Genomic DNA, 13,354 nt, shown 5'->3' on the forward strand with positions numbered 1-13,354 from the left:
CCTCACCCTGCCAGTGCAACGATCGGCGACACCCGGCTCGCCCGCCGCGCCGGCACGAGCGAAGCGACGATACCTGCGGCGCCGCCCGCGACAACGATGCCTGCCAGCTGCAACCAGGGCACCGCGTCGAGGCCGACATGGCCAGCACCGATGACCGACGCGGTACCGCATGTCCCGAGCAGCACGCCGAGTGCGACTCCCAGGACGGACGCAACTCCCGCGATGATCACCGCTTCACGCACGAGAAGGCTGCGCACTCCTGACCGGGACAGTCCCACCGCGCGAAGCATGGCCGTTTCACGTCGCCGTTCGAGGACCGACAGCGCCATGGTGTTGCCCACCCCGATGAGTGCGATCACCACGGCGACCGACAGGAGGCCCCCGACGATCAGCAGCATCGTGTCGAGGACGTTCTCGAGTGTCTGCCTCATCTTCACAGCTCCGACCACCTCACTACCCGGAAACGCTGCCGCAGCCACCCGCGCCACCTCGTCGGTGACCGCGACCAAGTCCTCCTCGGACAGTCCGTCGTCCAGTTTCAGCCACATGGTGTCGGCCGCCGCCGAATCATCGACCCTTCTCAGGTCGACCATCGAGATCATGTCCGGCGCCCCGGCGTCTGCAATGGCGACGGTCAGATCCTGCATTCCGGTACCACCTCCGACAGTGACGATCTCGCCGTCGCGCACACCCGCGGCCTCCGCCAGCGATCGTTCGAGCACGATCGTCCCGGCCTCGGGCAACCGCACATCGGCGCGGATGGTCGATGCGGCGGATGCCGGATGGACGCCGAGCACGGAGAACTCCGCACCTGCCACAGTGACCGTCGCAGACGCGACCTCGGTGCCCGCGTGAACCCCGTCGATCGCGGTGAACCCATCCGAAGCTCCGACGGGCACGGGCTCCGAAGTCGCGGCGACAGCGATATCCACCGGGAAGTTCTGGTCGACGACCTCGGGCGCTCCGGCCTTCAGCGTGCCGATGCCCACCACGATCGTCGCCGTGAGTGTCACCCCGATGAACAGGGCCGTCGCTGTCGATGCCGTTCGCCGCGGATTACGTCGCGCATTTCCGGCCGCGAGTGCTGCGATCGGCCCGCCGATCCGGGCGAAGAGCTCACCGACAGCTCCCACAGTGGCGGGCACGATCCGGCGAGAAGCCAGGACGATACCCACGAACAGCAGAAGACCTCCGGGACATGCGATCAGTACGTTGCTCACCCCAGCACCGATCGCGAGCATCGTAGAGCCTCCCGCCACCCCGAGCAGTGCGCACGCGCGGCGCAACCGCGACTCGGCCACCGGCTCGGCCTGAGCCTCGAGCGGATGCATCGCCGCGAGTGCCGGTACCCGCGTGGCCGCCCGCGCCGCGCCGTTCGCCGCGACCACCGTGAGCACAGTTCCGAGCACGAGTCCGGCGACGACCGTCGCGATCGTCACAGAGATGGACGTGAGCGGGATCGGAGCATCCGCTGCGCGTGCGGCCGCAACCACACCCATTGCGAGACCGCACCCGGCGAGCACCCCGAGAGCCGCCGAGACGCAGCCGACGATCAGCGCCTCGCCCCGTACGCTGCGCCGCACCTGGGACACGGTGACACCGACACACCGCATGAGCGCGAGCTCCCGCGTACGCGCGGCAAGCAACACTGCGAAAGTATTCGCGATGACAAGTCCCGCCACGACCACAGCGATCGCGGCGAAGCACAGCAGTACGTTGCGCAGCAAAGCAATGTCCCCGACGTACGCGTCGGCCACCGCCGTGCCACGATCCTCACCCGAGACCACCTCGGTCCCCGGCGCGGCGAGCGCAACCGCGTCGCGCACCGCATCACCGTCGCCCACGACACGTATCTCCCAGTCCGCAGACTCTCCGGACCAGGCCCGTACCTGCGCAGCGTTACCGAAGATCTGGCCCGAATCCATCGCGAGAGGCGAACCGGCCACGTCCACGACACCGACCACAGTCACGGACGCGGGCGCCGTCCCACCCGACAGATCGGCCACCGTGACGGTGTCACCGACCGCCCGTCCCGACGACGAACCCACCGCTATCTCTCCGTCGCCGGCGGGCCATCGGCCATCCGCGAGCCGTTGCCAGCGCATCGACTCGTCGGATGCGATCGTGGCCGCAGTACCGTACGCGGATGCTCCGTCCGCGTACGCGAGCCGGACGTCAGCAGTCACATCGAGGGCGACCGCGCGCACGCCCGGCACTGCGCCGACCGCGGACACCGTCCGATCGGGGTCTGTCCCCGACTCCTCCGGCACCACCACCGCGGTAACACCTTCGTACTGTGCTGCAGCCGATTTCGTGATCGACGCATTCACGGTGTCACTGAGAACGAGAGTCAGCACGACAAATGCCACCGCGACGATCACCGCGAGCGCCGTCGCGACGTACCGTCCTCGATGAGCGCGTGCCTGAGCCAGAACAAGGTGTCTCATCGCGCCGTCACCGCAGTTCCGGCGGCGCTCAGTGCGCGCATCGTGTCGATGACGGAATCAGCGGTGGGTTCCGTGATCTCTCCGGCCACGCGACCGTCCGCAAGCAGAACGACACGGTCCGAGTAGGACGCAGCAACCGGGTCGTGTGTCACCATGACCACCGTCTGGCCGGTTTCCCGCGCACTCGACCGCAGCATCGACAGCACCTCCGCGCCGGACTGCGAATCGAGATTGCCCGTCGGTTCGTCGGCGAAGATGACGTCGGGTTGCGGCAACAGCGCCCGCGCGACAGCGACACGTTGCTGCTGACCGCCGGACATCTCGTGTGGCAGATGGTCGAGACGAGCGCTCAGACCGAGGCGGCCGGTCACCTCGTCGAACCACTCCTGCGACGGTCGCGTACCGGCGAGGCGCATCGGCAGCAGCACGTTGTCGCGGGCGGTGAGCACCGGCAGCAGGTTGAACGCCTGAAATACGAAACCTATACGGTCGCGGCGCAATCCGGTCAGCACGGCATCCGAGGCAGCACTGATCTCGACATCCTCTCGGCGACCGTCACCGTGAAGAACCACACGTCCGGAATCGACACCGTCGAGACCGGCGAGGGCATGCATGAGGGTCGATTTACCGGAGCCGGACGGCCCCATGATCGCGGTGAAGCGGCCGCGCTCGAATGCTACGGAAACCCCGTCGAGGGCCCGCACCTCGGCATCACCGCGTCCATAGACACGGACCACGTCGTGAGCGGAACAAGCCGGAACGAATGTGCTTCTCGAAGTCATACATCGACGGTAGGAACGATGTGTCGCGAGAACATCGGAGCGCAGCTCCATCTTGCCCACGCCGCCCTCGGACCGCGGTGGTACCGACCTACGACGCAGATCCGACCACGGTCCTACTCATTCGCTCCGAGCAGCTCGTCGGGCCGCACCAGACCGGCCCGGAATGCGAACAGCACTGCCTGGACCCGATCGCGTGAACCGGTCTTCGCCAGAACCCTACCCACGTGGGTCTTCACGGTTCCCGCCGACAGCACGAACCGGTCAGCGATCTCGGTGTTGGTCAGCCCGTGAGCCATCGCGACGAGAACTTCGAGTTCACGAGGCGTGAGATCATCCGAAACTGACACTGCTGCAGCAGAACTCGATTGCCCGTCTCCCAACAGCGGGGTGACGTGCTGCAGCAGACGACGTGTCGCGCGCGGTGCCATGACAGCATCGCCCCGGTGCACCGTCCGCACTGCATCGAGCAGGTCCTCCGGAAGGGCGTCCTTGAGGAGGAAACCGCTCGCGCCGGCAGCGATGGCCTGAACGACGTAGTCGTCGTTGTCGAACGTGGTGAGCACCACAACTTTCGGGGCATCCGGAGCGCCCAGCAGGGCGCGGGTTGCGGAGATACCGTCGAGCCGCGGCATCTGGACGTCCATGAGGACCACGTCGGCGCGCACCCGACCGAGTTCGACGACCGCAGCCTCGCCGTCGGAGGCCTCGGCGACAACGTCGATGTCGGGTTGCGACTCGAGCACCATACGGAAGCCCGCGCGCACGAGCTGCTGATCGTCGACGAGTGCGACGCGAATGGGGTCGGCGAATTCGATCACGACGGCCAGCCTATGCCGGGACCTCAGCACGGACCCGATAGCCACCGCCTTCCCGTGGCCCGGTGATCGAGCGACCGCCGTGCAGCCGAGCACGCTCTTCGATACCGGTCAGACCCTGTCCCCCCGGCCGAGCTTCCACGAGTGCGGCGGCGCCGCGCCCGTCGTCGACGATCTCGACGACGAGCGTGTCGGTGCGCCAGTCGAGGGTCACCTCGGTGTGAGCGCGAGGCCCGGCATGTTTGAGGACGTTCGTGAGGGATTCCTGCACGATCCGGTAGACGGACAGGCCCAGGCCGTCCGAGACATCACGGATCTCCCCTGTCACAGCGAGCGTCACTTCCAGGCCGCTCGTGCGTATCTGTTCGACGAGCGTGGGGATGTCGCAGATACCCGGTGTCGTGGTGAATTCACGCGGCGCCTCCTCTCGCAGTACCGACAGCAGCGATCGCATGTCGGTCAGCGCCCGTCGACCCGTTTCGGAGATCGTCGTGAGTGCGGTCGCTGCCGCATCCGGGTCGGCGGACGCTGCGTACCGGCCACCGTCGGCCTGCGCGATGATCGCGGTGAGCGAATGCGCGACGATGTCGTGCATCTCCCGCGCGATGCGGGTGCGTTCCTGAGTAGCGGCGAGTTCGGCTTCCTTGAGTCGTTCGACCTCGAGCAATCGGTTGCGTTCGGTGAGGGCTTCCATCTCCCGCACCCGCAGACCCCGGAGACGACCGAATGCCCAAACCCCGCCCACGAACAGTGCCACCATCGTCGCCGAGGCAACCGTATCGACGAGGGTGCGCCCTTCGTACTGCCCGAAGAACCGGATCCCGGCCAGCGCTCCCCCGGTCACCGCTGCCACCAGGGCGATGCTGGCCCACAAGCGCGGGGCATACGCAGCGAGCGCATACACCGCCATGGGCACCGCGACCGGCGCCACCGGCGACATGTCCGAGGACACCGCGAGGTGACCGAACGCCGCAGCGGCCACGATCGCGCCCCCGAGCACGGGACGGGTACGGCGCCAGGCCAGAGGCACACTCAGCGCGAGGACGAGCGCCGCATCACTCCACTCCAGATCCGAGGTCGCCACGACGAGCAATCCGAACGCCGTGACCAGGCCGGCGATGACCGAGTCGACGGCGAGCACGCGGCCACGACTCCACCATTGCCAACGTTCGATCATCGAGGCGGTCTGCACGGATCACACCGTCAGCCGAGCAGCTTGCGCCGCAACGCCTCGTCCTTGTCGAGCACCATGCTCTCGAGTCCGGCCTGGAACTGCTCCATGCGTTCACGCAGCGCCGGGTCGGCAGTCCCGAGAATGCGGGCCGCGAGCAGTCCGGCGTTACGTGCGCCGCCGATCGACACGGTGGCCACGGGAACCCCAGCAGGCATCTGCACGATCGATAGCAGCGAGTCCATTCCGTCGAGGTACTTCAACGGAACCGGAACCCCGATCACGGGCAGCGGGGTCGCGGACGCCACCATCCCCGGCAGGTGGGCTGCACCGCCGGCGCCGGCGATGATGACCTTGATCCCGCGACCGGCGGCGTCCTTCGCATAATCGAGCATGCGCTGGGGGGTCCGGTGGGCGGAGACGACACCGACCTCGAATCGGACACCGAACTCGGCGAGCGCCTCAGCAGCGGCTTCCATCGTGGGCCAATCCGAATCGCTGCCCATGATCAGGCCGACCTGTGCGCCTTGCGTCATCGCGGTTTCCTGTGCCGTGTCTGTCACTCTGATTCTCCCGTGTGTTCGTTCCAGCCGTCGGTCCACTGTGCGTGCGAGAGCCAATGCGCGGCACGTTCGGCTCGTTCCCGAACCGCTGCGACGTACTCGGCGTCGTCGAGTGAGCCGGACGGGTCGCCGAGCAGGTTGACGTGCCCGATCTTGCGGTCCTTGCGTTCACCCTTGCCGTAGAGGTGTACACGCACGTCGGGCATCCGGGCGAACAGATGATGGAGTCGCTCGTCCATGCTCATCGCCGGAGCTTCCGGCGCGCCGAGGACGTTGGCCATCACCACGACGGGGGCGAGGGGGGTCGTGTCGCCGAGAGGGTAGTCGAGCACCGCGCGCAGGTGCTGCTCGAACTGGCCCGTTCGCGCACCGTCCATTCCCCAGTGCCCCGAGTTGTGCGGGCGCATCGCGAGTTCGTTGACGATCAACTCACCGGCCTGGGTCTCGAACAGTTCGACGGCCATCACACCGACCACGCCGAGCTCACCTGCGATCCGCAACGCAAGCTGCTCTGCGTCAGCCGCAACGTGCGCGGGCAGACCCGGTGCCGGTGCGATCACGACGGAGCACTGGCCGTCTCGTTGCACAGTCTCCACGACCGGCCAGCTTGCACCCTGCCCGAACGGCGAGCGGGCGACCATCGCCGACAGCTCCCGACGCCATGCCACCTTCTCCTCCGCGAGCAGCGGCACGCCGCGATCGAGTTGTTCCGAGACGATCCGCTCCAGTTCGGCCTCGTCGTCGATGATCCACACCCCGCGGCCGTCGTACCCGCCGCGGGCGGCCTTGAGCACGAACGGCCATCCGAGGTGTTCCCGAGCCGAGGCGAGGTCGCCGGTCGAGGTGATCTCCGCGAACTTCGGCATGGGCGCACCGAACGCGCCGAGCCGCTTGCGCATCGCGATCTTGTCCTGCGCGAAGATCAGCGCTTGCGGCGGAGGCAGTACGGCGACGCCCTCGCTCTGCAGAACTTCGAGGTGTTCGGTCGGAACGCCTTCATGGTCGAAGGTCAGCGCGTGGGCACCGGTGGCGGCGCGCCGCAGCGCGTCGAGATCGTCGTGGCTGCCGATTACGAGGTGGGGGCTCACCTGAGCGGCCGGTTCGTCCTCACTGCCCGCGAGTACACGCAGCGTCTGGCCGAGCGCGATCGCGGCCTGATGCGTCATCCGCGCGAGCTGGCCACCGCCGATCATCGTCACGACGGGCATCCCCGCAGTCAGCGCGCGGGGAGAGTCGGATCTGGGGAGCGAGTCAGGTCTACCGGTCACAGCTGACAATGGTGTCACAGGCCGGAGCGCCGTCGTGACAGGGCAGCAAGCCGCCCCCGAGTCGCGGGACCCGCCACTTTCGCGGCCCGGCGAACATTTCGGGACGAATATTCCGAATCGTCACTTTCCTGTGGTAAGTCTGAAAATTTTCGATGTAGTTCGTGGAAATCGCTCCACGTTTCGTAGACTCGGCCGAGTGTCCGTCGTCGATGATGCTCTGAGCCGCTTTCCCGCACCATTACGGGAGCTGATGTTGCGTCACCGCGAACTCATCAAGTTCGCGATCGTCGGAGGTACGACCTTTTTGATCGACTCCGGGATCTTCTACACCTTGAAGCTGACGGTGCTCTCGGAGAAGCCCGTCACCGCGAAGATCATCGCCGGTGTGGTCGCAGTGATCTGCTCGTACATCCTCAACCGCGAATGGTCGTTCCGAAACCGCGGGGGACGAGAACGCGCGCACGAAGCGTTCCTGTTCTTCTTCGTCAGCGGAATCGGGGTGGTTCTCAGCTTCATTCCGCTGTGGATCTCGAGTTACGTCTTCAACCTGCGTGTACCCGAGGTCAGCCTCGCCGTCGAGAACATTGCCGACTTCGTCAGCGCGTACCTCATCGGAAACCTGCTGCAGATGTTCTTCCGCTTCTACTGTTTCAAGCGATTCGTGTTCCCCGACGAAACCGTCCCGGATGTGCACACGGTGGACGAATTGGACAAGCCCGACCTCGACCGGACCTGACCGCCCTCTCACCTCGGTTCCCGGACTCCGTCCATGTGCACCGACGTCCAGTCGCGCGCCGCGCCGAGGAACAACGCGAACAGGGCTGGTCGTCGTCGCTGCAATTCGAGTCGCCCACCGTCTGCTTCCGCGAGTGCACGAGCGAGCGCGAGTCCGACCCCGGTCGATCCTCGCCCTGAGAAACCTCGATCGAAGATGTGCGGCACGAGGTCGTCGCTGACGCCGTCGCCTTCGTCGCTGACTTCGACGCACACAGTCGAATCCCCCCGCATCGCGACATGCCGCACGGATACCGTGCACGTGCCGCCGCCGTGAGCAAGAGCGTTGTCGACGAGGACAGCGACCGCTTCACGCAGACGCGATGCAGTCACGGACGAGCGCAAGGACGGGTCACCCCGAAGGACCAGATCGCGATCTGCATCGTGGTACGGACCGCGCCAGTCGGCGATCACGCCCGCAAGCTCACCTACCACGGAGACTTCGGTCCGTAATTCGGCTCCGCTGTTCCGAGACTGACGCACGAGCCCGGCGATGGCTGTGGTGAGGCGGTCGACCTGAGCCATCGCCGCCTCGGCCTCCTCGACCACTGTCGGATCCTCGTGCGTGGACAGCTCGTCGAGTCGAAGGCGGATCGCGGTCATGCGGGAGCGGAGTTGATGGGAGACGTCGCCGACCAGCGCATGCTCGCGTTGCAGGCGCCCCGAGATCTCCACCGCAGCGGAGTCGAGCACATCCGAGACCCGGTCGAGCTCTGCGATGGAATGACGCTGCGGCACCGGTTTGAAGTCTCCCTCGGCGAGCCTGGCTGCGCGCGCGGCCACATCACGCAGCGGGAAGGCCAGCCGTCTGGCGGTAGCCACCGCCACCAGCGCCCCTACTGCAACGGACAACAGGACCAGGAAGCCGACCGCGGCGAGCACCTGCCGTTGCAGCGTGCGCATGCTCTCGGAGGGGGCCTCGATCCGCAGCGACCCGGAGGTACCCATCGACAAGGACTCGACGAGGGGATTCTCCGGGGTGGCGTCACCGATGTCGAGGCGCGCTGCCTCGTTCTCAGGAGTGGGATAGACCACGACCACGCGTCCGCCGTCGGGTACGAGAAGCCGCAACGAACCGGTATCGAGTCCTCCCACCACGAGGCCGTCCGTGCCTTCCTGCGCAATGATCTCGTCCGACATCCGCTCGAGCCGATCTCGGAGGTCTCTGCGTGTGGTGTCCTCCACGAACAGATAAGCGGTGAAAGCGAGTGGGATCCCCAGCAGAAGAGCGACGAGCAGCACCGCAGCCAGAACGGCATTGAGGATGCGCCTGCGCACCGTCGGGCCCCTTCTAGTCGGTGTTCAGCCGGAAACCGACCCCGCGGACGGTCGCGATGCGTCGTTCCCCGGCCGGCCCCTCGTCGCCGATCTTCCGACGCAGCCACGACATGTGCATGTCGAGGGTCTTCGAACCTCGGAGATCTGCGTCGCCCCACACCTCGTCGAGAATTGCGTCGCGCGAGACGACCTGCCCGGCATGCTCGAGCAGGACACGCAGGAGTTCGTACTCCTTGTTCGCAAGGGTCACCTCGGAGCCGTCGACGAGAACACGCCGCGCTGCGCGTTCGAGGCGGATCCCGGAGACCTCGACAACTTCGTCCGCGTCACCGCCGCCGCGGCGGCGCAGCAGCGCGCGTACTCGCGCCATCAGTTCGGCGAGCCGGAACGGCTTACCGACATAGTCGTCGGCGCCTGCGTCGAGCCCCACCACGAAATCGACCTCGTCGGTGCGCGCTGTGAGCATCAGCACCGCCAGGTCGGAACGATTCGCTCTGATCTGACGGCACACTTCGAGGCCGTCCATGCCCGGCAACCCGAGGTCGAGGATCAGCAACTCGTAGTTCCCGGAAAGCGCTTGTTCGAGCGCTCGGGGGCCGGTGGCCTCGACGGTCACGTCGTAGCCCTCACGCCCCAGCGCTCGGGACAGAGGCGCAGCGATTGCTTCATCGTCTTCCGCTAGCAGAACGGCAGTCACTCGCTCAGCCTACGGACAGGCCGACGCGAAACCGGATCACCACGCCAGTCACCATGCCTTGCGATGTCCCCCACCTTCGCCGGAAGGTTGCGCCGCGGGACGGCCGGTGGGGGAATCGTCCTGTGCCTCGAACGCCGTCCGGTACAGCAGGGTGTGCACCTTCTGGACGTCGGGAATGTTGTCGAATTCGAGGGGGTCGTCAGCGGCCGAGACCACCACGAGCGTGCCTGTGCGCAGGATCCGGTCGACGAGGCCGTGCCGGAACTGCACGTTGCTGATGCGCCCCATCGGGATGTCGATGCCGGTATGAGTGATCACGCCCTGACGCACGAGCACCCGCCGATCCGTGACGATGAAATGGGTGGTCAGCCACCGAATCAAGGGGGCGACACATCGCCACCCCACGAGGATCGCCCACAACACCAGCACCGCTACCACCACGGCTGCGGATGCGCCGCCGTCGAGGCGGGTCTGTGCAAGCCCGACCAGGAATCCTGTGACGGCCGTGGCCGGCAGGAATACGACGACCGGAACGATCAGCATCTTCGCGTGCGGATGCCGGTGGAGCAGCAGATTCTCATCCGGTGCGAGCGCGTCCTCCGGGTATCCCATGGACACCACGATGGCACACCGGTCTACACCGGCCGCAGGTGCGTGATGTCGCCCGCGGCCACCGCGACAGGCTCACCTTCTCCGTCCGGTTGGATGACGATGCGACCCTCCTCGTCGATGTTCACGGCCCTGCCGTGCAGTTCTGCGTCCCCGGGCAGGATTGCGCGTACCCGCCTGCCGAGGGTGCTGCATCGATCCCGGTACGCGTCCGCGGCGACCGTGGGATCCCAGCCGTGCCGTTCCCACTGCCGGATGCGTTCGGCGAACGAAGCCAGCAGAGCCTCTGCGAGCCTCGTGCGATCGAGTTCGTGTGCGCCGGCGAGCAGCAGTGACGTCGCAGTGGGTACGGGCAGTTCGTCCTCGGTGAGCGTGACGTTGAGCCCCACACCGACGATGACTGTGGGAACAGGGGCTGTCGACGCCACTTCGACGAGGATGCCTGCAAGCTTATGGTCGTCGACGAGGACGTCATTGGGCCACTTGAGCTCTGCCGGAACACCGGTGACTTCACGGACGGCGTCGACGATCGCGATACCGGTGAGCAGCGGAAGCCAACCGAGATCGGCAAGGGCTACACCAGGCAGTTTCAGCAGCACCGACACGATCACCTGTGCCCGGGGAATTCCGTTCCAGGCGCGCGAGTGCCGTCCGCGTCCTCCGCTCTGGAACTCGGCGAGCAGAACGCGACGGTCGCCGGATGCGGCCTCGGCGAGCAGATCGGCGTTCGTCGACCCTGTTTCGTCGACGACGTCGACGCGTTCGTAGAACCCGTCGTCACCTTCTGCGCCGTCCACCAGCACGTGTCGCAGCTGCGATACGTCGAGCGGAACACGCAGGTCGGAATCATCGGGCAATTCGGGGTTGCGGGGCATGCGCCCCAGCCTAAAGTGGCCGAAAACAACTACTGGCGGGTAGCTCCAGTTCAATAATTCAACGCACACGGACCTCCGTGCGGCGGCGCAGATTGACGATCGCTAAGCTGACTGCCCATGACCACTGTCCAGGAGCCGTCCGCGCCCGAGGCGGCGAGTACGCCCGATATCCACACCACCGCCGGTAAGCTGGCAGACCTGCGCGAACGCCAGGCCAAGGCTCAGGCTCCGGTCGGTGAAGCAGCCATCGAGAAGGTCCACGCCAAAGGCAAGATGACCGCCCGCGAGCGCATTACCGCGCTCCTCGACGAAGGCTCGTTCGTCGAGATCGATGCGCTTGCCCGCCACCGCAGCACCAACTTCGGCCTCGCCGACAACCGTCCCATCGGTGACGGCGTCGTCACCGGCTACGGCACCGTCGACGGTCGCGATGTCTGTGTGTTCTCCCAGGACGCGACCGTCTTCGGCGGCAGCCTCGGTGAGGTCTACGGCGAGAAGATCGTCAAGGTGATGGACCTGGCACTGCGCACCGGCCGACCGCTGATCGGCATCAATGAAGGCGCAGGCGCTCGCATCCAGGAAGGCGTCGTCTCCCTCGGCCTCTACGGCGAGATCTTCCACCGCAACGTGCAGGCCTCCGGCGTGATCCCACAGATCTCACTGATCATGGGCCCCGCCGCCGGTGGGCACGTCTACTCCCCTGCCCTCACCGACTTCGTGGTGATGGTCGACCAGACCAGCCAGATGTTCGTCACGGGCCCCGATGTCATCAAGACCGTCACCGGCGAAGACGTCACCATGGAAGATCTCGGTGGCGCCCACACCCACATGGTCAAGTCGGGTGTCGCCCACTACGTCGGCAGCGACGAGCAGGACGCCCTCGACTACGTCAAGGATCTGCTCTCCTATCTGCCGTCGAACAATCAGGCTGCGACGCCGCGCATGGCGCCGACGGACCCGATCGTCGGCGCCATCGAGGACTCACTCACCGACGAGGATCTCGAACTCGACACGATCATCCCGGATTCGGCGAACCAGCCGTACGACATGCATGAGGTCATCCGTCGTCTCCTCGACGACGACGAGTTCCTCGAGGTTCAGGCCGAGCGCGCCCAGAACGTCATCGTCGGCTTCGGTCGCGTCGACGGCCGCAGCGTCGGCATCGTCGCCAACCAGCCGATGCAGTTCGCCGGCTGCCTCGACATCGATGCCTCCGAGAAGGCTGCCCGCTTCGTGCGCACCTGCGACGCGTTCAACGTCCCGATCATCACGCTGGTCGACGTCCCGGGCTTCCTCCCCGGCACCGAGCAGGAGTACAACGGCATCATCCGCCGCGGCGCGAAGCTCCTCTACGCATACGGCGAAGCGACCGTCGGCAAGATCACCGTCATCACCCGCAAGGCCTACGGCGGAGCGTACGACGTGATGGGTTCGAAGCATATGGGCGCAGACGTGAACCTCGCCTGGCCGACCGCGCAGATCGCCGTCATGGGCGCCTCCGGTGCCGTCGGATTCGTGTACCGCGGCAAGCTCAAGGAGGCCGCCGCGAACGGTCAGGACGTCGACGCACTGCGCCTCGAACTGCAGAACGAGTACGAGGACACTCTCGTGAACCCGTACGTCGCGGCAGAGCGCGGTTACGTCGACGCGGTCATCCCGCCGTCGCATACCCGCGGCCAGATCGTGTCCGCACTGCGGCTCCTCGAGCGCAAGATGGTCTCGCTCCCGCCGAAGAAGCATGGGAACATTCCGCTGTGACCGCGCTGACCGAGGAAAAGATCATCACTGACGCAGAGCTGACCGCCGTGACCGACGGTGCCCTCGAGGGCACCGAGACCTCGGCGGCTTCGGGCCCGGAGCCTGCAGCGACCTCCGACGCGCCCGCGATCCGCATCGTGAAGGGAAACCCGACCGACGCCGATGTGGCAGCGTTGGTCACAGTGCTCGCGGCCGCGAGCGCAGGCAGTGTGCCTGAGGGCGACGGAAAACCGCCGGAGACATGGGGGGCACCCACCCGGATGCACAGGCAGTGGGCGCCGTTCTCGCCGTACTCCTACCCCAACCGCGGCTGATCC

Annotated in this window: 13 protein-coding genes; 3 read left to right on the forward strand and 10 right to left on the reverse strand. The window is 66.5% G+C overall.

Features of this window, described 5'->3' with window-relative positions; all coding sequences use genetic code 11:
- Nucleotides 1-2 precede the first annotated feature (2 nt).
- The 6 genes from ACSYG9_RS00545 to ACSYG9_RS00570 form a co-directional block, all read right to left on the reverse strand.
- Entirely contained in the window at nucleotides 3-2,447 is a 2,445-nt protein-coding gene (locus ACSYG9_RS00545; protein WP_440125364.1) for an FtsX-like permease family protein, read from the reverse strand.
- Entirely contained in the window at nucleotides 2,444-3,229 is a 786-nt protein-coding gene (locus tag ACSYG9_RS00550; protein ID WP_454840698.1) for an ABC transporter ATP-binding protein, read from the reverse strand. Before ACSYG9_RS00550 ends, ACSYG9_RS00545 begins: the two co-directional genes overlap by 4 nt.
- A gap of 113 nt (nucleotides 3,230-3,342) precedes the next feature.
- Nucleotides 3,343-3,975, reverse strand: coding sequence for a response regulator (locus tag ACSYG9_RS00555; protein ID WP_454843053.1), 633 nt, complete (start codon nucleotides 3,973-3,975; stop codon nucleotides 3,343-3,345).
- A gap of 82 nt (nucleotides 3,976-4,057) precedes the next feature.
- Complete coding sequence (locus ACSYG9_RS00560; protein WP_440125367.1) at nucleotides 4,058-5,236, reverse strand: DUF7134 domain-containing protein; 1,179 nt, start codon at nucleotides 5,234-5,236, stop codon at nucleotides 4,058-4,060.
- A gap of 11 nt (nucleotides 5,237-5,247) precedes the next feature.
- Nucleotides 5,248-5,751 (reverse strand): 5-(carboxyamino)imidazole ribonucleotide mutase, encoded by a 504-nt coding sequence (purE, locus tag ACSYG9_RS00565; protein ID WP_440127487.1) that lies wholly within the window; start codon nucleotides 5,749-5,751, stop codon nucleotides 5,248-5,250.
- Between the two features lie 23 nt (nucleotides 5,752-5,774).
- On the reverse strand, nucleotides 5,775-7,046 hold the full coding sequence (locus ACSYG9_RS00570; protein WP_454840700.1) for a 5-(carboxyamino)imidazole ribonucleotide synthase: 1,272 nt from the start codon (nucleotides 7,044-7,046) through the stop codon (nucleotides 5,775-5,777).
- Between the two features lie 250 nt (nucleotides 7,047-7,296).
- Here ACSYG9_RS00570 and ACSYG9_RS00575 point away from each other — a divergent pair, with 250 nt between their 5' ends.
- Nucleotides 7,297-7,782, forward strand: coding sequence for a GtrA family protein (locus ACSYG9_RS00575; RefSeq protein WP_440127488.1), 486 nt, complete (start codon nucleotides 7,297-7,299; stop codon nucleotides 7,780-7,782).
- Nucleotides 7,783-7,790: 8 nt separating this feature from the next.
- Here the strand turns inward: ACSYG9_RS00575 and ACSYG9_RS00580 are convergent, their stop codons facing one another.
- The 4 genes from ACSYG9_RS00580 to ACSYG9_RS00595 are packed head-to-tail and all read right to left on the reverse strand — an operon-like array spanning nucleotide 7,791 to nucleotide 11,279.
- The gene (locus ACSYG9_RS00580) at nucleotides 7,791-9,098 is read right to left on the reverse strand and encodes an ATP-binding protein (RefSeq protein ID WP_440125369.1); all 1,308 of its coding nucleotides are present in this window, start codon (nucleotides 9,096-9,098) and stop codon (nucleotides 7,791-7,793) included.
- A 13-nt stretch (nucleotides 9,099-9,111) separates the two neighbouring features.
- On the reverse strand, nucleotides 9,112-9,795 hold the full coding sequence (locus ACSYG9_RS00585) for a response regulator (RefSeq protein WP_169685797.1): 684 nt from the start codon (nucleotides 9,793-9,795) through the stop codon (nucleotides 9,112-9,114).
- Between the two features lie 48 nt (nucleotides 9,796-9,843).
- Nucleotides 9,844-10,407: a PH domain-containing protein gene (locus tag ACSYG9_RS00590; protein ID WP_440125370.1), complete on the reverse strand. Its 564-nt coding sequence runs from the start codon at nucleotides 10,405-10,407 to the stop codon at nucleotides 9,844-9,846.
- Nucleotides 10,408-10,430: 23 nt separating this feature from the next.
- Nucleotides 10,431-11,279 carry a biotin--[acetyl-CoA-carboxylase] ligase gene (locus ACSYG9_RS00595; protein ID WP_454840703.1) on the reverse strand — a complete coding sequence of 283 codons (849 nt, stop codon included), beginning with the start codon at nucleotides 11,277-11,279 and terminating at the stop codon, nucleotides 10,431-10,433.
- A 117-nt stretch (nucleotides 11,280-11,396) separates the two neighbouring features.
- On the opposite strand from ACSYG9_RS00595, the gene ACSYG9_RS00600 reads away from it, so the two are divergent.
- Together ACSYG9_RS00600 and ACSYG9_RS00605 are read left to right on the forward strand one after the other, a co-directional pair.
- Nucleotides 11,397-13,037, forward strand: a complete 1,641-nt coding sequence (locus tag ACSYG9_RS00600) for a carboxyl transferase domain-containing protein (protein WP_440125372.1) — start codon at nucleotides 11,397-11,399, stop codon at nucleotides 13,035-13,037.
- Nucleotides 13,034-13,351, forward strand: a complete 318-nt coding sequence (locus ACSYG9_RS00605) for an acyl-CoA carboxylase subunit epsilon (RefSeq protein WP_454840705.1) — start codon at nucleotides 13,034-13,036, stop codon at nucleotides 13,349-13,351. Before ACSYG9_RS00600 ends, ACSYG9_RS00605 begins: the two co-directional genes overlap by 4 nt.
- Nucleotides 13,352-13,354: the final 3 nt, after the last annotated feature.

The organism is Rhodococcus sp. SJ-2 (genome assembly GCF_053750035.1).